Annotated in this window: 24 protein-coding genes and 1 tRNA gene; 10 read left to right on the top strand and 15 right to left on the bottom strand. The window is 40.5% G+C overall.

The features are described 5' to 3' along the window. Positions 1-195: 195 nt before the first annotated feature. The 3 genes from tsaA to JIG37_RS07735 all read left to right on the top strand — a co-directional run bounded on the left by tsaA (position 196) and on the right by JIG37_RS07735 (position 3,713). Positions 196-900, top strand: coding sequence for a tRNA (N6-threonylcarbamoyladenosine(37)-N6)-methyltransferase TrmO (gene tsaA, locus JIG37_RS07745; RefSeq protein ID WP_138599557.1), 705 nt, complete (start codon positions 196-198; stop codon positions 898-900). A 113-nt stretch (positions 901-1,013) separates the two neighbouring features. Beyond that, the gene (locus tag JIG37_RS07740) at positions 1,014-2,738 is read left to right on the top strand and encodes a proline--tRNA ligase (RefSeq protein ID WP_138599556.1); all 1,725 of its coding nucleotides are present in this window, start codon (positions 1,014-1,016) and stop codon (positions 2,736-2,738) included. Positions 2,739-2,879: 141 nt separating this feature from the next. Beyond that, positions 2,880-3,713, top strand: a complete 834-nt coding sequence (locus tag JIG37_RS07735; protein WP_199529107.1) for a UDP-2,3-diacylglucosamine diphosphatase — start codon at positions 2,880-2,882, stop codon at positions 3,711-3,713. Between the two features lie 49 nt (positions 3,714-3,762). Here JIG37_RS07735 and JIG37_RS07730 read toward each other — a convergent pair whose 3' ends face one another. From JIG37_RS07730 to JIG37_RS07720, 3 genes are read right to left on the bottom strand one after another with little or no spacing between them, the layout of a single operon-like run. Further along, positions 3,763-4,971: an ABC transporter permease gene (locus tag JIG37_RS07730; protein WP_054553916.1), complete on the bottom strand. Its 1,209-nt coding sequence runs from the start codon at positions 4,969-4,971 to the stop codon at positions 3,763-3,765. Continuing rightward, positions 4,964-5,752: an ATP-binding cassette domain-containing protein gene (locus JIG37_RS07725; protein ID WP_054553917.1), complete on the bottom strand. Its 789-nt coding sequence runs from the start codon at positions 5,750-5,752 to the stop codon at positions 4,964-4,966. Before JIG37_RS07725 ends, JIG37_RS07730 begins: the two co-directional genes overlap by 8 nt. Next, complete coding sequence (locus JIG37_RS07720; RefSeq protein ID WP_199529106.1) at positions 5,749-6,561, bottom strand: DUF3025 domain-containing protein; 813 nt, start codon at positions 6,559-6,561, stop codon at positions 5,749-5,751. The genes JIG37_RS07725 and JIG37_RS07720 overlap by 4 nt, the downstream gene beginning before the upstream one ends. A 110-nt stretch (positions 6,562-6,671) precedes the next feature. Between JIG37_RS07720 and JIG37_RS07715 the strand changes: the two genes are divergently transcribed. After that, entirely contained in the window at positions 6,672-8,297 is a 1,626-nt protein-coding gene (locus JIG37_RS07715) for a M28 family metallopeptidase (RefSeq protein ID WP_199529105.1), read from the top strand. Positions 8,298-8,368: 71 nt separating this feature from the next. Continuing rightward, positions 8,369-9,541 (top strand): putative manganese transporter, encoded by a 1,173-nt coding sequence (locus JIG37_RS07710; protein ID WP_199529104.1) that lies wholly within the window; start codon positions 8,369-8,371, stop codon positions 9,539-9,541. 61 nt (positions 9,542-9,602) lie between these two features. On the opposite strand, the gene JIG37_RS07705 is transcribed toward JIG37_RS07710, so the two are convergent. From JIG37_RS07705 to seqA, 6 genes are all read right to left on the bottom strand, one after another. Beyond that, the gene (locus JIG37_RS07705) at positions 9,603-11,171 is read right to left on the bottom strand and encodes a dihydrolipoyllysine-residue acetyltransferase (protein WP_199529103.1); all 1,569 of its coding nucleotides are present in this window, start codon (positions 11,169-11,171) and stop codon (positions 9,603-9,605) included. 8 nt (positions 11,172-11,179) lie between these two features. Then, positions 11,180-12,157: an alpha-ketoacid dehydrogenase subunit beta gene (locus tag JIG37_RS07700; protein ID WP_054553922.1), complete on the bottom strand. Its 978-nt coding sequence runs from the start codon at positions 12,155-12,157 to the stop codon at positions 11,180-11,182. Beyond that, positions 12,157-13,371, bottom strand: a complete 1,215-nt coding sequence (locus JIG37_RS07695; protein ID WP_199529102.1) for a thiamine pyrophosphate-dependent dehydrogenase E1 component subunit alpha — start codon at positions 13,369-13,371, stop codon at positions 12,157-12,159. The genes JIG37_RS07700 and JIG37_RS07695 overlap by 1 nt, the downstream gene beginning before the upstream one ends. Positions 13,372-13,640: 269 nt before the next feature. Then, positions 13,641-14,696 carry a succinylglutamate desuccinylase gene (astE, locus tag JIG37_RS07690; RefSeq protein ID WP_199529101.1) on the bottom strand — a complete coding sequence of 352 codons (1,056 nt, stop codon included), beginning with the start codon at positions 14,694-14,696 and terminating at the stop codon, positions 13,641-13,643. Between the two features lie 79 nt (positions 14,697-14,775). Next, positions 14,776-16,413 (bottom strand): phosphoglucomutase (alpha-D-glucose-1,6-bisphosphate-dependent), encoded by a 1,638-nt coding sequence (pgm, locus tag JIG37_RS07685; protein WP_199529100.1) that lies wholly within the window; start codon positions 16,411-16,413, stop codon positions 14,776-14,778. Positions 16,414-16,429: 16 nt separating this feature from the next. Next, positions 16,430-17,032, bottom strand: coding sequence for a replication initiation negative regulator SeqA (seqA, locus tag JIG37_RS07680; RefSeq protein ID WP_054553926.1), 603 nt, complete (start codon positions 17,030-17,032; stop codon positions 16,430-16,432). Between the two features lie 131 nt (positions 17,033-17,163). Here seqA and JIG37_RS07675 point away from each other — a divergent pair, with 131 nt between their 5' ends. From JIG37_RS07675 to fur, 5 genes are all read left to right on the top strand, one after another. Continuing rightward, a complete protein-coding gene (locus JIG37_RS07675) occupies positions 17,164-17,928 on the top strand; it encodes an alpha/beta fold hydrolase (RefSeq protein ID WP_138616804.1) in 765 nt (254 codons plus the stop codon). A gap of 99 nt (positions 17,929-18,027) precedes the next feature. Continuing rightward, on the top strand, positions 18,028-18,249 hold the full coding sequence (locus JIG37_RS07670; RefSeq protein WP_036968243.1) for a DUF2788 domain-containing protein: 222 nt from the start codon (positions 18,028-18,030) through the stop codon (positions 18,247-18,249). 2 nt (positions 18,250-18,251) lie between these two features. Continuing rightward, positions 18,252-18,530: a LexA regulated protein gene (gene ybfE / locus JIG37_RS07665; protein WP_004586673.1), complete on the top strand. Its 279-nt coding sequence runs from the start codon at positions 18,252-18,254 to the stop codon at positions 18,528-18,530. A 14-nt stretch (positions 18,531-18,544) separates the two neighbouring features. Further along, on the top strand, positions 18,545-19,072 hold the full coding sequence (gene fldA / locus JIG37_RS07660) for a flavodoxin FldA (protein ID WP_054553928.1): 528 nt from the start codon (positions 18,545-18,547) through the stop codon (positions 19,070-19,072). Between the two features lie 190 nt (positions 19,073-19,262). Next, positions 19,263-19,706, top strand: coding sequence for a ferric iron uptake transcriptional regulator (gene fur / locus JIG37_RS07655; RefSeq protein ID WP_054561419.1), 444 nt, complete (start codon positions 19,263-19,265; stop codon positions 19,704-19,706). Positions 19,707-19,774: 68 nt separating this feature from the next. On the opposite strand, the gene JIG37_RS07650 is transcribed toward fur, so the two are convergent. The 6 genes from JIG37_RS07650 to JIG37_RS07625 form a co-directional block, all read right to left on the bottom strand. Continuing rightward, entirely contained in the window at positions 19,775-20,392 is a 618-nt protein-coding gene (locus JIG37_RS07650) for an FKBP-type peptidyl-prolyl cis-trans isomerase (RefSeq protein WP_054561418.1), read from the bottom strand. A gap of 73 nt (positions 20,393-20,465) precedes the next feature. Next, complete coding sequence (locus JIG37_RS07645) at positions 20,466-20,867, bottom strand: hypothetical protein (RefSeq protein ID WP_054553931.1); 402 nt, start codon at positions 20,865-20,867, stop codon at positions 20,466-20,468. A gap of 52 nt (positions 20,868-20,919) precedes the next feature. Beyond that, positions 20,920-21,010: transfer RNA gene (locus tag JIG37_RS07640), tRNA-Ser, on the bottom strand. Positions 21,011-21,083: 73 nt separating this feature from the next. Next, positions 21,084-21,461: a hypothetical protein gene (locus tag JIG37_RS07635; RefSeq protein ID WP_054553932.1), complete on the bottom strand. Its 378-nt coding sequence runs from the start codon at positions 21,459-21,461 to the stop codon at positions 21,084-21,086. A gap of 199 nt (positions 21,462-21,660) precedes the next feature. After that, positions 21,661-22,209, bottom strand: a complete 549-nt coding sequence (locus JIG37_RS07630; RefSeq protein ID WP_199529099.1) for an NAD(P)H nitroreductase — start codon at positions 22,207-22,209, stop codon at positions 21,661-21,663. A gap of 63 nt (positions 22,210-22,272) precedes the next feature. Further along, the gene (locus JIG37_RS07625; RefSeq protein ID WP_199529098.1) at positions 22,273-22,983 is read right to left on the bottom strand and encodes a DoxX family protein; all 711 of its coding nucleotides are present in this window, start codon (positions 22,981-22,983) and stop codon (positions 22,273-22,275) included. Positions 22,984-23,001 lie beyond the last annotated feature (18 nt).

The raw sequence follows: 23,001 nt of genomic DNA, 5'->3' as shown, positions 1-23,001 counted from the left end.
TAAGTGCCTGTGAAGCGCCCGAAGGGTTGGTTTAAAAGCGATTTATACTGCGTTATTGATTTTAACAATAGAACCACTATTACTTGCAATCAATGCCTTGCCTAAATCGCTTTTAATTCCAACTGAAACTCGCATCTTGAGATGGTTTGGGTATATATATAAAATGTCGGCAGATTTTCTTAACGACAATGCACAATGAGCGAATACCAATTAACTGCCGTCGGCCATATTCAATCTCCTTATAAACAAAAGTTTGCCATACCTCGCCAACCTCGTTTGGTTCCTGAGGCTAAAGCAAAGCTGGTATTCAGCAGCGATTTTAATCGTGAAGAGTTTGTACGCGGCCTCGATGAATTTAGCCATATTTGGCTGTTATTTAGATTTCATGAAACCGCAGATAAAGGTTACTCAGCAATGGTGAGACCCCCTCGCCTAGGCGGTAATGAACGTAAAGGTGTATTTGCAACACGTGCAACCTTTCGCCCAAATGCTATAGGCATGAGTGCTGTAAAACTTGAAGGCATTGAATATAAAAATGGTCAGTTAAGCTTATTGCTTTCAGGTATCGATTTACTCGATGGCACACCTATTTTAGACATTAAGCCATATTTGCCCTACTCAGACGCAATGACCGATGCCACCGCAGGCTTTGCCGATACCCGACCAGAAACCGATATGAGCGTTGAGTTTAGCGAAGAAGCCCTTGCGTTTATCGAAAAACAGACCGAACAACCTGAATTAAAAGCGTTTATAAGCAATGTATTAAAGCAAGATCCTCGCCCAGCTTATAAAAAGCAACGTGACTCAGAACAAAGCTACGGCATGACCTTATATGATTTTAATATTAGGTGGCATGTTCAGGACAATCATAATACAGTGACCTGCATTGAAAAATGCTAGTTTTTAGCATATAGCGCTTTAGTGTCAGTGCTTCCACTGGTAAACTTAGCGCCTTGTTATTACTCAAACGTCTTGAGTAAACGATAATAATTTTAACACTACTTGGAATAGAGATGCGTACCAGTCAATATATACTCGCAACACTTAAAGAAACTCCGTCTGATGCAGAAATTGTTTCTCATCAATTAATGCTACGAGCAGGCATGATCCGCCGCGTTGCGTCGGGTTTGTATACATGGTTGCCCTCTGGTCTACGCGTACTTAAAAAAGTAGAAAACATCGTACGTGAAGAAATGGATAAAGCAGGCGCTATCGAAATGTTAATGCCTATTATTCAACCAGCTGATCTTTGGGAAGAGTCTGGTCGTTGGGAGCAATTCGGCCCTGAATTACTGCGTATTAATGACCGTCACAACCGCCCATTTGCACTTGGCCCAACACACGAAGAAGTGATCACAGATTTTGTACGTAAAGAAGTGAGCTCTTATAAGCAATTACCGCTTACTCTTTACCAAGTACAAACAAAAGTTCGTGACGAAGTTCGCCCTCGTTTTGGTGTGATGCGTGCCCGTGAATTTACCATGAAAGATGCGTACTCTTTTCACTTAAGTGATGAGTGTTTAGAGAAAACATACCAAGTAATGCACAAAGCATACTGCAACATCTTCGAGCGCCTTGGTCTTGATTACCGCCCTGTTATCGCGGATACCGGCTCTATCGGTGGTAGCGTTTCACATGAGTTCCATGTACTTGCAGAATCAGGCGAAGATGCAATCGCATTTAGTGATGCAAGTGATTACGCTGCAAATATCGAAAAAGCAGAAGCATTAGCACCGACTGAAGAGCGCCCAGCAGCAAGTAAAGAGTTAAAAGCGTTCCCAACGCCTGATGCAAAATCTATTGCTGAGCTTAAAGAGCACTATGGTGTTAAACCTCATCGCGGCGTGAAAACATTAATCGTGTATGGCGCACCAGATGAAAACGAACAACGTGGTTTAGTTGCTCTTGTATTACGTGGCGACCATGAATTAAACGAGTTAAAAGCTGAGAAGCATCCACTTGTAGACTCACCGCTTGAAATGGCAAAAGAAGAAGACATCGTTGCTGCTATTGGCGCAAAACCAGGTTCATTAGGCCCTGTTGGTCTATCAATGCCAATTATTGTTGATCGCACAGCTAACGTTTTGGCTGACTTTGTAGCAGGTGCTAATAAAGATGGTGAACATTTCAGCGGTATCAACTGGGATCGCGATGTAGAAAACTACGAAGTGGCTGATATCCGTAATATCGTTGAAGGCGACCCAAGCCCATGTGGTCAAGGTTCACTGCAAATCAAACGTGGCATTGAAGTAGGTCATATTTTCCAACTTGGTACTAAATACTCAGAAGCAATGAAAGCTGGCGTATTAAGTGAAACAGGTAAAAACCAAGTAATGACAATGGGTTGTTACGGTATTGGTGTATCACGTATCGTAGCTGCCGCTATTGAGCAAAACAATGACCAATACGGTATTAAATGGCCGCAACCTATCGCACCATTTGATTTAGCGATTGTGCCAATGAACATGCATAAGTCTCATCGTATTCCTGATATTGCTGATAACCTTTACAAAGGCTTGAAAGATGCCGGTTTAGATGTGTTGTTTGATGACCGTAAAGAGCGCCCAGGTGTTATGTTTAACGATATGGAATTACTAGGTGTGCCTTTCACATTAGTAATTGGTGAGCGTAACCTTGATGAAAACAAGGTTGAGCTTAAAAACCGTCGTACTGGCGAAAAGCTAATGCTTGATTTAGATAGTGCCGCTTCTGAAATTGCCGCACTTGTTAAAGGCTGATTAAGTCTTCTCAACAAAATTTAAAAAACCGCTTCGGCGGTTTTTTTGTTTTATTAATTGTCATAGATGTTTCGCTAAAGCGTCTTTTAACTGTCATTGATTCTGCCTAGCATTTACTTTATTACACCATGAGTAAATGCCATGAATAACACCACTTGCAGTAGTAAAACCCACTATCCTGCCGTTTGGATTTCCGACGTTCACTTAGGTTATAAAGACTGCCAAGCGCAGTATTTACTAGACTTTTTAAATGCGATTGAATGCGATGTTCTGTATTTGGTCGGTGATATTGTCGATTTATGGTCGATGAAACGACAGTTCTTTTGGCACCCTAGTCATTATGATGTATTAGCGCTTATCCAACAAAAAGCGAAAGATGGCACACGAGTTATCTATATACCGGGTAACCACGACGAAACCTTTCGCCATTATGCCAATGATTCATTATTCGGTATTGAAGTACATAAACAATATATCCATACCACAAAAGCCAACAAACGGTTTTTACTGTTGCATGGCGACGATTTTGATTCAGCAACCCGCTACAACAAATTAATCAGTATTGCGGGCGATGCAGGATACGACTTTTTACTTTTTTTAAATCGCTGGACTAATCGCATTCGCCGTTTATTTGGCGGTAATTATTGGTCATTGGCCTCTTGGATAAAAGCGCGAGTGCATAAAGCACGTGAAGCAATTGACGCATTTGAAAAAGCGGCCATCCACGAAGCAAAAAAACAAGCCGTCGATGGCATCATTTGTGGGCATATTCATCACCCAGCCGTTAAAGTGGTTGATGGAATTTTGTATTGCAATGATGGCGACTGGATTGAGAGCTGCACTGCATTAGTAGAGAACAGCTCTGGGCGTATAGAGTTATTGCACTGGAGTGAAACTAAAAAAGTGATTCACTCGGCAGACATTAGCAAACTTACACCAAAGACTGCTTATGATAAAAACCAAGATGCAGCCTAGACCTAAACGTAAAAAGCCCCTACTCGGGGCTTAAATTTATTGTAATTTACTATCTAAATAGTACATCTTCTTTATTGAACCATTTAACACAAAACGCAAGTAATGCACCTGCCACAATGACTGTCGCTAAGAAAATTAAACCCACGAGTGTGTAATCAACTGTACCTTTAATGATTTCTTTGATTGCCAGAGCTACATTTGTCACAGGAATAAATGCTGTTTTGCTCGTAAGCTCAACATTAGGCATTAAGGCAACCATAATTGGAAAAATTACACCCATGCTAAGTGGTGCCATGTAGTTTTGTGCTTCTTTAAAGGTTCGCGCATAGATAGAAATAGCCAACGCTAATGATGAGAAGATTGCAGCAATAGGTAATAACAGCACAAAAATTAGCCCTAAATCTAATACAGTTAAAGAGCTAAATGCGTTTTTAACAACGGCTAAATCTACAAATGCAATGGCCACTGATATCCACACACCCATACTGAGTACGGTAATGGTGGTTGTTGCAATAGAAGAAGCAAGTAAGGTTACAAACTTACCTAACACCAGCTGTGTACGGGTGATTGGTGTAAGTAACAAGGTTTCGAGCGTACCACGCTCTTTTTCACCAGCTCCTAAATCAATCGCCGGGTACGTTGCGCCCATCAATACCAGAGGAATAAGTAGATAAGGAATAAACCCACCAATTTTCTCCCCCAGATTTTCACGTTTATCTGCAGTGTCGACCTTCACCACTTTAATAGGCTCGATAATAGCGGCTTGCTGCTCTTCTGATACACCAAAGCTTAATAGTTTGTTTGTACGCAGCGTATCGCCATATTCTTTTGCCAGTTCTTTTACACGGTCAAATAGGAAGTTAATTGCTTTTGCGTCGTTATACACAACTTGCCATTCACTTTGCTTTGCATCATCTAACGTTTGCTTAGCGTCTGACGGTAAATAGATACCCATGTCTATGGTACCTGCTTTTACCGCTTTAGTGAGATCTTCTACCGTATTAAAGGTTTCATCACCTTTATATAAAGCAAAGCTCTTATGGTAAAACACTTTATCTGTAAAATCTTGCGCGTAATTACCATTGATAATAGCGTAAGTATGGACCTCTTGTTCTGCCTCTAACGCCGCTTGTGAACTAATAAAGGCCATAACAGCAAATAACAGTGGGAAGATAGCAACCGGTAGTGCAACAACGAAAATCAATGTTTTACGGTCACGTAATAGCTCTTTTAATTCCTTTTTAAATACTTCAAACATTACGGCTCTCCGTTAAAATATTCATAAACGCTTGGTTTAATTCTTCACTTTGACCTGTTTGTTTAAACTCATCTAAGGTGCCATCAAAGCAACTAATTCCTTGGTTTATCACTGCAACACGGTCACACAGTAAGGCAACTTCATCTAAATGGTGCGTTGAGAAAATAACTGGTGTGCCCTGCTCTTTAAGGCCGCGAATAAAGTTAATGACGGTTTGCGTAGTCATAATATCTAAACCAGTTGTCGGCTCATCAAGAATAACCACATCAGGATGATGAACAACAGCACGGGCAATATTGGCTTTTTGCTTCATACCTGTTGAAAGGTTTTCGGCGCGTTTATCAATAAAGCTGTGCATATCAAGTAAGGTGAATAGCTCATCACAACGAGCGGCGACCGCTTTTTTACTCATGCCATGTAAACGGGCAAAGTATTCAACGTTTTCTTTTACTGTTAAACGCCCATATAAGCCAGTACTACCTGACAGAAATCCAATTGATTTGCGGCCAACTAATGGCTTTTTAACGATATCGTGACCAGAGATGGTAATGCTACCTTCATCTGGTTTTAAGGCTGTTGAAATCATTCTAAGGGTGGTTGTTTTACCGGCACCATTTGGGCCGAGTAACCCGAGTACTTCACCTTTGTTACATTGAAAGCTGACGTCTCTTACAGAATGAAAAAACTCTTTATCTTCACGGGGGTCTACGTTGTCCGTTTTATTTTTTTTATGATCTTTTGTTAGCTTAAACTTCTTTTTAAGCCCTGCCACTTCAATCATGTGCGTTTCCTTCGTTTCGGTCTAAAGTAATCAGTGTTACTGTAAAATTCTGGATTTTCATTGTCAGTCCACCATCCCGGTACGCCTAACAAGGGTAAGGGTGATAAATTTTTGTTATCACGCAAACAATCATCATGCTTAATCATCTCATAAAGACGTTGATCTAGATACGCATATTGCTCGGTTAAATCTTTACAAAATATGTCATCAGGAACAATTACAAATAATGCTTTCCCCGTTAAACCAATATAAGGCTGTGTGAGCATTTCGTAGTTAGCATGGCCAAACATAAATGGTCTAATGCTTTTACCCCACTGTTCACGCTGTTCTACAAAGGCTTGCTGCCATTGGTGGTCGCGTAATTGCTGCTGCCAGCTTTGTTCAGTAATTGCCAGCACCACGCCGCATTCATCAAATAAGGTCAGTGCGTTTCGGTGTTTACTACGCTCTTTTAGACCATGCAGTTTAATTTCTTCAATGTGCTGATGATTAATCAGCGCTTTGGTTTTTGGGAATAAACACCAAATAAAGCCACCAAAAAGGTCATGCCAATTTTGTTGTCTTGTTGGTACTTGCCCTGTTTCAAATATGATTTGCTCATAATAACGGGTTTCATCGGCAAACTTTTCATCTTCAACAAAGGTTATGGCTTTGCCCTGTGTAGTTTTCGCATTTAGATATTGATTAAACCACTGGCAAGATGGCCAATCTGAGAGTTTATCAATATTAAATAGCGTTACTAGGTCACTAAAGGCACCCGTTGTAAGGTATTGCGTTGACCATTGCTCGGGAGCAGTAAATCGTTTCATTGCTTATTTTTTAACTTATTGATGTATTGTGGGTAGTTTACCGTAAAAACTGGTTCTCATTAATAGAACCTCATATACTAACGTCACCATAAAACAAAAAAAGAGCTATTATGAAACGCTATTTTCCAATGACAGTCCTTGCAAGTGCTATTCTTGCGGGCTGTGCTTCAACAAGTATCACATCAAGTGATGTCGAAAAAGCCTATCAAAGCATTAACTCAGAGCAACTAGCAGAACACATTAAAGTGCTTGCCTCTGATGAGTTCGGTGGCCGTGCACCATCATCGAAAGGTGAAGAGCTAACGCTTGCCTATTTAACCGACCAATTTAAAGCATTGGGTTTTGAGCCGGGTAACGGTGATAGCTTCTTACAAGAAGTACCGCTTGTTTCATTAGAAGCTGATTCAGACATGGTACTTACCATTGGCGGCAAAGATTACCAATACAAAAAAGATATGGTAATGGGTAGTAGCCGTATTAGTGCTAAGCAAAGCATTAAAGATTCTGAATTAGTATTCGTTGGTTACGGTGTTAATGCACCAGAGTACAACTGGAACGACTACGAAGGCCTAGATGTTAAAGGCAAAACCGTTGTTATGCTGGTAAACGATCCTGGTTTTGCGACGAAAAACCCTGATTTATTCACGGGCGATGCCATGACCTATTACGGTCGTTGGACATACAAATATGAAGAAGCAAGCCGTCAAGGTGCAGCAGGTGCGATTATCATCCACGAAACAGCACCGGCTTCTTACCCATGGTCAGTTGTTGAAAACTCTTGGAGCGGTGAGCAATTTGGTTTCCAAAAAGAAAATAACAACATGGACCGTGTTGCTGTCGAAGGCTGGGTAACAACTGATGTTGCTAAAGAGCTTTTCACAAAAGCAGGCTTAGATTTCGATACCATGAAAGCGAATGCGGCAAAAGGCGCTTACCATGTTGATATGGGCGACCTAACTGCAAGTGTTGAAGTAAATAACACAATTAAAAAATCAATTTCGTATAACTTTATCGCGACGTTACCGGGTAGCGAAAAGCCTGATGAGCACATCATTTATTCAGCTCACTGGGATCACCTTGGTACTGATAAAACCCGCAAAGGCGACCAAATCTATAATGGCGCCCACGATAATGCAACGGGTACTGCTGGCTTAATAGAAGTTGCTGAAGCATTCGCGACCCTACCTGAGCACCCTAGCCGTTCAATGACTTTCTTAGCCGTTACTGCTGAAGAACAAGGTTTACTTGGCTCGAAATATTATGCTGCAAACCCAGTGATCCCAGCATCACAAACGGTTGCAAACATCAATATGGATAGCTTAAACCTATTAGGTAAAGTAAAAGACATCAGTGTTGTTGGTATTGGCAAATCTGAAATGGATAACCTACTAGAAACAGCTGCAAAAGCGCAAGGCCGTACAGTATCTGGCGACCCTAAACCGTCTTCAGGTGGTTACTACCGCTCTGATCACTTTGCATTTGCAAACATGGGTGTACCAGCAATGTATGCCGGTGGTGGTAGTGAAGCCCTTGATGAAGAAACGGCAAATTACCGTAAGCGTATGAGCCTAGTGCTTCGTGGTTGTTATCATCAGCCTTGCGACCGTTACCGTGATGAATGGGATTTATCAGGTGCCGTTCAGGACCTTCAGTTATTCTATCAAGTAGGTTTTGATATCTCAGAACGAAAAGAATGGCCGACCTGGAATGCCACTTCTGAGTTCCAACGCAAATAGATACAAATGAGATTGATTTTCATTTAAAATCGTACTACAGTGTAACCTGATTAATTTTAAGGTTGCACTGTATGCTCTCACTAACACAAACGAGGTTTATTCCTAACAAAGCGAGGTGTTACATTACGGACAATAAACGCTTATTTTTACCCCTTTTATTACTAATTTCTTTGGCGGTACCTGCAAGCCGAGAATTCACCCTACAAGCGCTAAGTGATGCTTTTTTTCAAGTATCTGTATTTGTTGCAGCCACCTTATTAATCTATTACTACCTTATTGATAAACTTCCTCAGTTACAGCTGAGCTATCTACGCGCTAAATCAGGCATTCTAGAGGTGAGTTTTGCCTCAATTTTAGGTGCTTTACCTGGCTGTGGGGGTGCCATTATTGTGGTAACCCAATTTACTAAAAAGCAGGCTAGCTTTGGCTCTGTTGTTGCTGTCTTAACCGCAACCATGGGTGATGCCGCCTTTTTACTGTTAGCAACCCGTCCGCTTGATGGCTTATTAATGATGTTAATAGGTGTTGCTGTAGGCGTTATTAGTGGTCAATTAGTTAATACATTTCATAGCCCAGATAAATTTCAGCCTGATGAGGCTAGCGAATACAACGAGCAGCCACAATGCCAACCAAAAGCGTTAAAGTTTAGCCGACCAGTATGGAAATTTGCTTTAGTACCGAGCTTGATTGTTGCTTTTGTTATCGCCACCAATACCGACTTAAGTGTATTTGGCAGTGGTATTAATGAGGGCATTACTGTATTTGGCTCAATCATGGCCCTGTTCACTGTAGTTGTGTGGGCACTGTCTTCAAAAGGCAGCAGTTATAAGCAAGTAACCAGTGAAGAAGCACCTTGCACACCTCCTTCAAAACTCACGAAAGTGTTAATGGACACGCACTTTGTTACGGCCTGGGTTGTTGCCAGTTTTATGCTGTTTGAAATTCTCGTTAACCTAGTTGGTGTTGATTTAACAGCGTGGTTTTCTGAGTATGCTTATCTTGCACCGCTGGTGGCTGTTGCTATTGGCTTATTACCCGGCTGCGGGCCACAAATCGTCGTGATGACACTTTATATTCAAGGTATTATTCCATTTAGTGCGATGGCAGCTAATGCAATTTCAAATGACGGCGATGCCCTATTCCCAGCTATCGCATTAGCACCAAAAGCGGCCTTAATCGCGACGGTGTATTCAACAATTCCAGCGCTGTTACTCGGTTATGGGTTGTATTTTTACGGTAAATAGCAAATATAAAATTTACAATTAAAAAAACCAGCCGAGGCTGGTTTTTTAATGCTTACTAATGCTAGCTCATCGCCATCATCATTTTTGCAGGGTCTTCTAAGTAAGACTTCCATAAGTTATTGAAGCGGGCAATTGTTCCGCCATCAATCACCCGGTGGTCACCAGACCAGCTTACTTGCATAATTGCTGCTGAAATCACATTACCTTGTGCATCAAAGCGAGGTAAATGCTGCAGTTTACCTAAAGCAACAATCGCTACCTCAGGTTTATTGATGATCGGGGTTGCAATTGTGCCGCCAATCGCACCGATGTTAGAAATGCTAATAGTGCCGCCTTTCAAATCATCCGGTGAAACACGACCATCACGTGCTGCTTCAGTTAAGCGGGTCACTTCGTTTGCAACATCGACGATACTCTTTGACTGACATGATTTAATGTTTGGTACCAGTAAACCAATCTTAGAATCAACCGCCATACCGATGTTATGATCGTCAAAGTAAGTTAGCTCGCTGCAATCATCATTTACTTGCGAGTTTAGTACTGGGAATTGCTTGATCGCTAACGACAGTGCTTTGATAAAGAACGGCATCATAGTGAGCTTAACGCCCTGCTGCTTATACTGCTCTTTAAGCTCACTGCGCATTGCAATCAGTTTAGTGAGGTCAATTTCATCACAGAAAGTAAAGTGAGGAATTGTCGAAACTGAAGCAACCATTTGCTTAGCCATTGCCGCTTTAATGCCTTTAATAGGCTCTACGCGACTGCCACCAGAAGACACCACCGTTGATACAGGCTCTGCCGCTTTTGGCGAAGCTTGTTGTGATGCTGCTTGGCTTGGTGTTTCATTCAAGAAATCTTCGATATCTTGTTTATAAATACGGCCGTTTTTACCAGAGCCTGGTACTTGCGTTAAATCAACATCAAGTTCGCGGGCTTTACGACGCACAGCAGGTGAAGCAACCGCTTTCTTATTAAGTTGTTTAGTTTCACTTGCTGAAGCCGCAGGTTTCTGTGCTGGTTTAGTTGCTGCATTTGTTTGTGCTTTAACTACCGCAGAACTTACATCTGGCTCTGCACTTTGGCCGGCAATGCTCATTTGGAATAATGGGCTGTGAACCGCTGCAATATCACCCTTTTGATAATAAAGCTTTTCAACTTTACCTGTGTATTTAGCCGGAATTTGCACCAATGCTTTGTCTGTCATTACATCACACACAGCTTGGTCTTCTACGATTTCATCGCCTTCACTGACTAACCACTCAACGATTTCACATTCAACGATCCCTTCACCGATATCGGGTAATATGAAATCTTCTAAGTGCTCAGCCGCCTCAGATGATGCTTCAGTTGCTGCAGGAGCTTGAACTACTTCACTTTGTGTTGGTGCTTCGCCATCAACATCCATTGCAAATAATGGTGCATGTACTTTCGCAATATCCCCTTTTGCATAATAGAGCTTACTGATCACACCATCATGAACAGCAGGAATTTGCACAAGCGCCTTGTCGGTCATAACATCACAAATAGGCTGGTCTTCTTTTACAGAATCGCCTTCTGCAACTAACCATTCAACAATTTCACACTCTACGATGCCTTCGCCGATATCTGGCAAGATAAAATCTTTAGACATACTGACTCCTAAAACTCTACTGATTGCTTGATCGCAGCAAGCACTTTAAGTGCATCCGGCACATATTCTTTTTCAAGTGCTAATGGGTATGGCGTATCTAAACCACACACGCGAGTAATTGGCGATTCAAGGTGTAAGAAACACTCTTGTTGAATTGTTGCAACGATCTCTGCACCAAAACCATTCGTGATTGGTGCCTCGTGGCTTACCACTAAACGACCTGTTTTAGTCACTGATTTAGCAATGGTCTCAACATCCCATGGTAAAATGGTACGTAAGTCGATCACTTCACAGCTAATACCTTGCTCTGCAGCTTTTTTAGCGGCGTCTTCGATGATTTCCATCTGAGCACCCCAAGCAAGTACAGTGACATCAGTGCCTTCTTGCACGATTTCAGCTTTACCAAGCTCGATGCTGTAATCTTCTTCTGGCACTTCACCTGTTGATGCACGGTATAAACGTTTCGGCTCAAAGAAAATAACAGGGTTATCATCTTTAATTGATGCACGAAGCAAACCTTTTGCTTGATATGGGTTACGTGGCACAACTAACTTTAAACCCGGTGTGTGAGCAAAATAAGCTTCTGGTGATTGTGAGTGATATAAACCACCTGCAATACCACCACCGTATGGTGTACGGATTGTTAGATTGCCAACATTAAATTCATTACCACTACGGTAACGGAATTTAGCTGATTCATTCACGATTTGGTCAAATGCAGGGAAAATATAATCAGCAAATTGAATTTCAGCTAAAGCAGGTGCACCGAACGCCGCTAAACCATTAGCAAAACCTAAAATACCTTGCTCAGTTAACGGAGTATTGAACACACGATGCTTACCATATTTTTCTTGTAAGCCAGATGTAGCACGGAATACACCACCAAAATAACCAACATCTTCACCGAAAATACATGCATTTGGATGCTCTGCCATGGTGATATCAAGGGCAGAGTTAATTGCATGAAGCATATTCATTTTAGCCATTACTTTAATCTCCCTGCAGTTGTTGGATAAGCATCAGGATGCTGCAAAATGTGCTCTTTTAGTTCTTCATATTGTTTTTGCAGTGATGGGATTGGCTTATCATACACATCAGAAATAAGGTCTTCTAATGATGGTTTTGCTACTTTTTCAGCGCGTTTAAGAGCCGCTAAAATTTCTTCACGAATTGTTTCTTTGTCTTTTGCGTCTTGCGCTTCATCTAACCAACCTTGTTTTAATAACCACTTACGGAAACGCTCGATTGGACAGCCTTTATGTTTTGCTTCTTCATCTTTTGTACGATAGCCACTAGGGTCGTCACTGGTTGAGTGAGCGCCAAGACGATAGGCAATCGATTCAATTAAAACAGGTTCACCTTTAGTCGTTGCAATTTCACGGGCTTTTTTAGTTGCTGCATAAACAGCAAGTGCATCAGCACCATCAACACGAATTGTTTTAATGCCATAGCCAACACCACGTGATGCAATACCATCACCTTTAAATTGCTCATCAGCAGGTGTAGAAATCGCATAACCATTGTTACGAGCAAAGAAAATTACCGGTGCTTCATGAACTGCGGCCATATTTAAACCAGCATGGAAATCACCTTCAGACGCAGCGCCTTCACCAAAGTAACAAATAGTGATGTTATCAATAGTGCTGTTTAACTCACCGGTTTGGGCATCAATATGACGAACTTTTTGACCATATGCATAACCTGTTGCTTGTGGAATTTGTGTACCAAGCGGTGATGAAATAGTCATGTAGTTAAGTTCGCGTGAGCCATAGTGAATTGGCATTTGGCGACCTTTACCCAAATCTTTTTCATTTGAGAACATTTGATTCATGAATTGGTCAAGGCTAAAACCACGATAACGTAAAGCTGCTTGCTCACGGTATTGGGCCATGATCATATCGTTTTGATCAAGCGCAGCAGCTGATGCTGTTACAGCCGCTTCTTCGCCTAGACATTGCATATAAAAGCTAACACGGCCTTGACGCTGTGCTGCTTGCATACGCTCATCAAGTGCCCTAATAAAACGCATTGTTTCATATAGACGGATTGCCGTTGCTTTGTCGATATCAGGTGCGGTTGCACCTTCGTAGATGTCGCCTTCCTCATTAAGAATACTTAATGTAGGGATCGTTAATGCGTGACCATCAATAAATGACAGTTCATGATTAATGCTTAGCGATACGTTATTTGGATTACTCATAACCTACCTTCTTTCGTTGTCAGAAACCTACGCTACTGCCCTTAATTATATTTTTATCAGCATGAGCTGTAAGGATAAAGTTTGCGCAATATTCAATCTAATTAAATTAAACTGCCGTCACTTTACGTTAACGTAAGTTGTTATTCAACTAATCATAGACGAATAGATGACAAATGGCTAAAAACGCATGGAAAGTTAACTATACAACAAGATAAATTCCTTACAATCATATAGTTAACTAAATTTAGATGGGTGTTAATGCAGAGATTTTAAATAAAGTTGCTATCAACTTGCATTGGAATAACGGTAAGCAAAGCGCGCTGACCTAAGGCTACATCAGCGTTTGGGAAGATAATAGCTTCACCGTCTACTTCCGCTTCATATCTGGTCTGACCATCAGTTGCCATTAATTCGCCCTTTGCGAAACCGGTGAAATTTTCCACATCATCAGCAAATGGAAAACTAAAGTCTTCGCAAGTACGGTTTATTGTTCTATATACAGAAAACAACTCGAAATCTTCTGCATTGAATTCTTTATATTCAACATATTTTTGACTAATTAATGCAATTAAGGTTTGTTTGGTTTTCTCAAATCGCGACATGTCGTTTTCGCCAAATGGTTTTACTTGGCCAAGTTCTACCGTAAATGAGTCAGCTCCATGTACAAACGACGAGTAGTAACTGAAGGTAGTTGCCGCTGATTTCATCATTAGTACCGTGTTTACGCCACAGCTAAGTAAAAATTGCAGTTGTGATTTTTTCCACGGTTTACCATGTAAGAAAGGATAGACTGCAAACTTTTCATTTTTAGAGCCACGAATTGCTGTGTGAAGATCATAATGAAAACGCTCACTGTCCTGGTTGCCTCTAGCAAAGAAATCAGTAACCACGTCTTCAAGTAGCTTTGCACGAACTCGCTCAGGGTTTGAAGCAATGCCTTCTACAGTATGATGACCATTAAACAAACGGTTTAAGTTTTCATCTACAAAACGCTTACCGATATTAATAGATTTAGGATTACCATAAATAAACAGTACACGCTGCTGCAAGGTAAGTTGTTCTGTAACGATTGACTTGATTAATTGATCGCAGATTTCAATTGGCGCAGTTTCGTTACCATGTACCGCACTTGAAAGTACAATATCTTTGTTTGTCTGCTGCGCAGGTTGAAACTCAATGATACCCGTGTCGTGAACAGTGACATCAGTACCGTTTTCAAGGGTAAATGCACAAGGTTCGAGTGAAAATTCATTGTTACGAGTCAGGGTTAAAAAGTCGCCAGTACTTTTTAATTGTTCGAGATATGAAGGAGTTGAATAGCTCATTGTTCTATCCTAAAAATGCGTGAGAGTAGAATACAAAAACGGCTGAGAAACTCAGCCGTTTTAATAGGTAAAAGAGGAATTAGCTAATTACTGAATCAACCAGCTTTTTCGCTTCTTTTTCTAATAATGCTAAATGTTCTTCACCTTTGAATGATTCAAGGTAAATTTTATAGATGTCTTCAGTGCCAGATGGGCGTGCAGCAAACCAACCGTTTTCAGTAACAACTTTTAAACCGCCGATAGCAGCGTTATTACCAGGAGCATGGGTTAGTTTTTGCGTAATGGCATCACCCGCTAAGGTACTTGCAGTTACATCATCCGCTGATAACGCTTTTAAACGTGATTTTTGTTCTGCATTAGCTGGCGCATCAATACGTTTATAAATAGGCGCACCGAACTCTTGCTCAAGTTCTTTATAAAGCTGTGATGGTGTTTTACCTGTTACAGCTAAAATCTCTGCAGCAAGTAGACCTAAGATGAAACCATCTTTATCAGTGTTCCAAACTGTACCATCAAAGCGTAAGAATGACGCCCCTGCACTTTCTTCACCACCAAAAGCAAGGGTACCTTTGCTTAAGCCTTCAACAAACCATTTAAAGCCTACCGGTACTTCTTTTACTTCGCGGTTATTCCGTGCAACTACTTTATCAATCATGCCGCTTGATACCAGCGTTTTACCAATTTCGACCTCTTTTGACCATTCGCGGTTATTTAACAAGTAGTCAATTGCAACTGCTAAAAAGTGATTTGGATTCATTAAGCCGTCAGGCGTAACAATACCATGGCGGTCATAATCAGGGTCGTTACCTATACCGATATCATAGTCATCTTTCAATGCAATAAGGTTTGTCATTGCATAAGGAGATGAACAATCCATACGGATTTTGCCGTCTTTATCTAAAGGCATGAACGAAAATGTTGGGTCAACAGATTCATTTACGACCGTTAAGTCTAAATTATATTTTTCTGCAATGACTGGCCAAAAGTTGATACCAGAGCCACCAAGTGGATCCACACCAATTTTGATTTTCGCATCGCTAATTGCTTTTAGATTAACGATATTAACTAAGTCATCAACATAAGGGGTAATTAAGTCTTGGTACTTAATAAAACCAGAACGTGATGCTTTAGCATATGGAAATAACTCTACTTCAACTAAGTCTTCTAAAAGTAATTGATTTGCTCTGTCTTCAATCCACTTAGTAACATCAGTATCTGCTGGGCCACCATTTGGCGGGTTATATTTAAAACCACCATCTTCTGGCGGGTTATGTGAAGGTGTTACCACAATACCATCAGCAAGTTCATTTGGATTTTCTTTGTTATGGCAAACAACAGCATGACTGATTACCGGCGTTGGCGTGTAATCGTCATTTTCTTGTGCAATGACTTGCACTTCGTTTGCAACAAGTACTTCAATAGCAGAGTTAAAAGCCGCTTCACTCAATGCATGTGTATCTTTACCTAAGAAAAGTGGGCCAAAAATATTGTTTTCTTTACGGTAATCACAAATTGCTTGAGTGATCGCTAAAATATGCGATTCATTAAATTTTACATCGAACGAACAACCACGATGGCCAGATGTACCAAAAGCAACACAATGCTCTGGGTTTTGTTCTAGGTCTGGTTCATTTAAGTAATAAGCCGAGATCAGTTTTGGTACATTCACTAAGCTTGATTGCGGTGCAGGTTTACCTGCATCTGGATGAATCGCCATATTATTTCCTTATGGATTATAAGTAATCACGAATTTTTTCTGCTTCATCTGCGCTGTAACCTAAGCACAGTGCTACTTCGTGAAGCATCATTTTTTTTCTGGTTGTATTTGAATTTGTCATCACCCAATACTCAGTATCAGTGATATTTTTTGGATTCATGCTGCTACCGCTTTCCAGAAGTGCTTCTTTGCTTGTGGCAAAATAAACTCGATCACGGCCTTTAATTTCAAGCACGTTAGCAAAATCTTTTTTATGCGTTCTATATAAAGCAGCAAGTATAAATAAGAATCGACCAACAACACCTTTTTGCATTGCCAGCTCTTCTTTGTTTAATACATTAAACACATTACCTTTCACTTGTGTCGATGCTGTGACAGTTTCTGCAGCCTCTTCAACATTTTCGTTGCTTGGTTCAGGGCTTGATTCTTGTTCTGCTTGTTCTTGTACTTCAACAACTGGGGTTTCTTGTTCAGTTTTAGTAGTTGTTTCAACTGGGGCATTGGTGCCATCAGAGAGGTTTAATAAACGACGCAAAATGGTTGATGCACTTTCACCAATACTTTGCGTGTTGCTTGCAATGTATTGATATAACTCGTCGTCTATGTCGATTTTTTTCATGTTATTCCTGTCTTTACGGGTCACATTTTAAAAGTTCTCAATGATTATACCTAAGCTCGCAGCAATTCTCTATGTTTTGCATTTTGTAATTTCACTAGGCAAAATACTGCCATTAAAAATAGGAGTTGAAAATGCTATTAAACTACCAACAAATGGGTCAAGGTTCAGACGTTGTATTGATCCACGGTTTGTTTGGCTCACTTGAAAACCTCAATGTAATCGCAAAAGCATTAGCTGAAAATTATCGTGTAACGAATATCGATTTACGTAACCACGGTAAATCATTCCATAGCGATACCATGAATTATCATGCTATGGCTAAAGATGTCAGTGAGTTACTTGAACATCTAACTATTAGTAAAGCGCACATCATAGGTCATTCAATGGGTGGCAAAGTGGCCATGCAATTAGCACTTAATCACCCTTCACTTATCGATAAGCTTGTCGTGTTAGATATTTCTCCTGTTGCTAATAACCCTCGCCACAGTGCCATATTTGCAGGCCTAAACGAAGTTGCACAGTCTAATATCAAAGATAGAAAATCGGCTGATGAAATACTTGCCAAGCACATTGAGGAAATGGGCGTACGTCAATTTTTATTAAAAAGCTTTGCTAAAAATGATGAAGGTCACTATCAATGGCGCTTTAATTTAGCTGTTTTATACCAGCAATATGAAAATATTTTAGCGCAAGTTAGTGAAAATGATTCTTGTTTATGTGATACTTTGTTCATTAAAGGTAATGATTCTGACTACATTTTAGCAGAGCACCGCCCTGCTATTATGGCGTTGTTCCCTAATGCAAAAGCAAAAATTATTCATGGTGCTGGTCACTGGCTACATGCCCAAAAACCACTTGCTGTTAATAAAGCAATCAGCGATTTTTTAGCTCATTAATAGAGCTGATTAAATTCGCTGTTTTTGATCGTGCGCACTAAATTATTACAAATTTGTGTGATATAGTACGCGCCGTTTAATTTAAAGGTTTATACGTTGATGGTCAGTCAGTTAATTAACGAATTTGATACCTTAGGGTTGTATTTTGGCTTAGCCGGTATTTTCTTTTTTATTGGAATGGCAATTCAAGACGTCCTTAAAAAAGGTGATGTACCACGATTTGGCCGATACATCGTTTGGTTAGTGCTATTTTTAGGCTGTTCTGGGTTTATAGCGAAAGGACTTATTCAAGTCTTCTGGCAAGGCGCAGGTGTGGGCTAGACATGGCAAAGTCAGAAACAGATAGAACAACACCCGATTTATTTGAATACGAAAAGCGTCCAGGTAGGCCGAAAACAAATCCCCTACCTCGCGATATGCAATTAAAAGTAAATAAACGTAACCAAATAAAACGAGATAAAGCACGTGGTTTAAAGCGTGTAGAATTTAAGGTTTCATCACAGTTATATCAAGCATTAAGCGATATGGCAGATGCGCAGAATATTAGCCGTAGCGCGTTGATTGAAACAATTTTACAAGAAAGATTGGCTATTGATAGATAGAAGGTTTTAAATCCATGTCAAGCGTAGGTATTTTTTTCGGAAGTGACACAGGCAATACTGAACACGTAGCTAAAATGATTCAAAAAGAATTAGGTAAAAAGCTTGTAGCTGTTCACGACATTGCAAAAAGTTCTAAAGAAGAGATTGCTGAATTCGATTTATTGTTATTCGGTATTCCAACTTGGTACTACGGTGAAGCTCAATGTGACTGGGATGATTTCTTCCCTGAATTAGAAGAAGTTGACTTCGAAGGTAAACTCGTTGCTATTTTCGGCTGCGGTGACCAAGAAGACTATGCAGAGTACTTCTTAGATGCAATGGGCATGATCAACGATATCGTTACTGAGCGTGGCGCAATCGTAGTGGGCCATTGGTCGACTGAAGGCTACGACTTCGAAGCTTCAAAAGCACTCGTAGATGACAGCAACTTTGTTGGCCTTGGTATTGATGAAGACCGTCAACCAGAGCTTACTGAAAAGCGTGTTAAAGACTGGTGTGCTCAGGTTTATGACGAAATGTGTTTAGCGGAACTTGCTGATTAATAACAAGTACTACTCGCATTTACTAGCTGATGTAAAGATGCACAACCAGTTCATTTTTGTTTGAAAAATCGGCAAATAGACGAATTGTTCTTTGCACTTAGTAACTAGGCACGTTATTCTAATAGTTGCTAATGTGTCGTGTGCATCTTGATGATGCCTAGTATAACTAAATAAAATTGAGACAGATTGAATGACTGATCACAACTTGGAATTAAAAAAAGCAGGGTTAAAAGTAACCTTGCCACGTATTAAAATTTTAGAGATTCTACAATCTCCAGACAACCAACACATCAGCGCTGAAGATGTCTATAAAATTCTTTTAGACAAAGGCGAAGAGATTGGTCTTGCAACTGTCTACCGTGTTCTTAACCAATTTGATGATGCAGGTATTGTATCTCGCCACCACTTCGAAGGCGGCAAGTCAGTATTTGAATTATCAGGTAGCACTCACCATGACCACTTAGTGTGCCTAAAATGTGGTAAGGTAGTTGAATTTGAAGACGACACTATTGAACGTCGTCAAGAAGAAATCGCAACAGAGAATGGTATTAAACTGACGAACCACTCTCTTTACCTATATGGTGAATGTGAAGACACTGCTGCGTGTAAAGAATACGCTGAATCAAATAGCTAATTAGCTGTTTGGTTCAGATATAAAAAAACCTGCTTAAAGCAGGTTTTTTTATGTCTATTTGAAATCGATTAGATGATTTCTAATAGCTCAACGTCAAAGATTAACGTTGAGAAAGGAGCGATTGCTGCACCAGCACCGCGCTCACCGTAAGCAAGTTCGTGTGGTACGTATAAACGCCACTTAGAACCAGTACCCATCATTTGCACTGCTTCAGTCCAACCTTTGATTACACCGCCAACTGGGAATTCAGCTGGTTGACCACGCTCGTATGAGCTGTCAAATACTGTACCGTTGATTAGTGTACCGTGGTAGTGTGCACGGATTGTTGAATCTGCAGTTGGTTTTTCACCGTCGCCTGCAGTAAGTACTTCGTATTGAAGACCTGATTCAGTTACTGTTACTTCAGGACGTTTTGCATTTTCTTCTAAGAATGCAATACCTTCAGCTGCAAGAACTTTAGCTTCTTCTTCACGACGAGCTTGGATCTCAGCGTTGATTTTCTCAAAAGCTGCTTGAATTTCTGGGATTTCAACTTGGAAATCATTACCAGTGTATGCGTCTTTCATACCTTCAAATACAGAATTTAAGTTTAAACCTTCGAATGGATTCGCTTTTAATTGCTCACCCATTTGTAAACCAATACCGTAACTTGCTTTTTCAGCGTCTGTTGTAAAATTATCTGACATGTTTTAATTCACGTTTATTTAGTTAAAAGACGTGCTCATACTAACATAAAAAAACAACGAATATCGCCTAGTTTTACTGCGTTTGCTCAGTGTTTGCACTAATTCGCTGCTTTATTTTATCAATTACAAATGTCGCAACAGGTAATGTAGCGATCATCGAAGCAATAAAAAAGCCGCTCATTAAACCATCTTTGCCTAACATAATTAAAGGCACAGCAATAAGACCCACAGTAGAAATCACACATGCTGCAATAACAGGCCAATGCTTGTCGTATTTGCCAATAAGGTGCCCTACTAACACATTAAACCCAATACCATAAGCGATTGAAGATATTAGCCCGTAATCAGGCTGGGCATCATGGGCCATAGCTACAAGTACATTGATCCCGCTGTGATAAAAATAAGAAAAGATACACCAAAGCAGAACATGTTTAACAATGCGCATTAGTGTAGAAGAAGACTCGCTTGCTGACATTACCTATCTCCAGATAGCAAAAAACCGCCCTAAAGGCGGTTTTTCTAAATAATGGTGGAGAGATAGGGATTTGAACCCTAGAGGGGCTACAAACCCCTGCCGGTTTTCAAGACCGGTGCATTCGACCACTCTGCCATCTCTCCGTACGGCGCGCATAATAGTGTTTACTGCGTTCGTTGTAAAGCCTTAAATGTAAAAAACTTTAAAAAAGTATTTTTAATAGTACTGCTTCGGACGCTTTGCGATTAAAGAGCAAACTAAACAAACAATTAAACTAACAATTGCAAAACCTGAGCCCTGCACTATTACGTCAATTTTATTGAGGTTATAACTCGGTACAATAACTAATGCGAAGGCGGGTAAGCAGGTGATCGTTAAAACGTAGCAACAAATTTTAAAAGCGCGGCCGAAATCGAAACGTTTAGTGCTTTGCATCCACCATGTCAATAGAAGTAATACCACTACAGCAGACAAGCCAAGGTAATGAGGTTGTTTTGTAGACATGGCAACAAAAAATGTGACAACAGCGCCAACTAAGCCCCAAATTGACCAAGCGAACCAATTTTCTTTTTCACGTAAAAATAAGTTTCCCATTGTTCTCGTCTTCTTTATCGTTATTTTTTTAAGACTTTCCATACGTTAACAAAAAATAACCGATTAAAAAACACACTGAAGAAGAATTATTTCGTTTTTTGCATCCGTGCGCTTCTTACAGCTAAGCTAAATCTAAAAAAACTAACATAAGTAAGCTTAATAGTCTCAGACTGCTTAACTGCAAAAAAGTTCCTACTATTTATAAATTCTCAAAAAACGTCTCTGGCTTGTGTCTGATAGGTTTTTTAATGTCTATTTCTGGCGTACCTAAATAGAGGTAACCAACAATCTCATCTTGTTCTTTACAACCGAGTGCCGCTTTAACAGCTGGGCTCTGTGCAAAATAACCTGTGCGCCAAATACCCCCTAAACCTTGGGCGAATGCCGCTTGTTGCATTGCAAGTACAGCGCAGCCTGCACTTTGTACTTGTTCAATACGTGGCACTTTTAGGTTTTCAGTTACATCTGCAATGGCAATGATCATCATCGGAGATCGCAGCGGTAGTTCTTTAGCGCGCTCAATGGTTCTATCATCTTGGTTTTCAGCAACAGCGGCCTGATGATAGATATCGCCTAATTTATTACGTGCATCGCCTTCAACGACAATAAATCGCCAAGGCGCAATACAGCCATGATCAGGCACTTTAATGGCCGCTCGCTTAATAATTTCAAGTTGTTCTGCAGTAGGTCCAGGTGCGATAAGGCGAGGATCTGATTGTCGAGTTTGTAATAGCGTTAAAGCGTCCATGAATATTCCGTAAATGCTTAAGTACGACGCCCCTTAATAATCGGGGCAGAAAACCCAAGCTTATCATTTATCTTTATGAGCAAGAAAGCTATTCGATACTTTTCTAGTTAACCAATAATCTAAACTAACGTAACGACCACCCCCTGTAAAAAATAAACTCAATAACATAACAAAATATATGGCAGAAAACTCAATACCATTATTTAAGATCACAGGTTTCCCTTTCGCATAAAGGTACTCTGTATAACCATGCGTTTCTAGCAACTCACGCATTTTGGTTAATCTTTCGCTGGCTTCATCAGAATTAACTAGGCTAGCTTCACTACCAGGTATTGCAAGCCAATTGAGTACTCTCGCTGGGCTGGTGCTGGCATCGGTAGGTGTTACAGCAAACCAGCCATTACTGGCATGTACTGTTGTTGCTGCAACCAGCATGGTGATCATCAAAGGAATTGCGGTTAAACGAGTAAATAAACCCAATAATATAAAGATCCCCCCTAAAAACTCAGTCCATGCAGCTAAAAAGGCCAATACAGAGGGCATGGGTAGGCCTAAACCCCGGTCACTATTTCCAAACCATGCAACAATATCTTCAGATGCTAAAAAGTATTGATAAAAATGAGTAACATCACCGCTTAAAGCAAGCTTATTAAAGCCTGCAATGATCATCACTGGGGCTAAAATCAAGCGAATTAATAGACTCGGTAGTCCATCTAAAAACTGCAGTTTCTTTAAGGTGTGTTGGTAAAGGGGTATTAGGTGTGTGTTCAACATAGCGGTCTCGTGACTAAA

Source organism: Pseudoalteromonas sp. bablab_jr010 (assembly GCF_016464105.1).
Taxonomy (GTDB): Bacteria; Pseudomonadota; Gammaproteobacteria; order Enterobacterales; family Alteromonadaceae; genus Pseudoalteromonas; species Pseudoalteromonas simplex.
The sequence above is the reverse complement of the archived record's forward strand: the minus strand, read 5'-3'. Positions and strand labels throughout refer to the sequence as shown.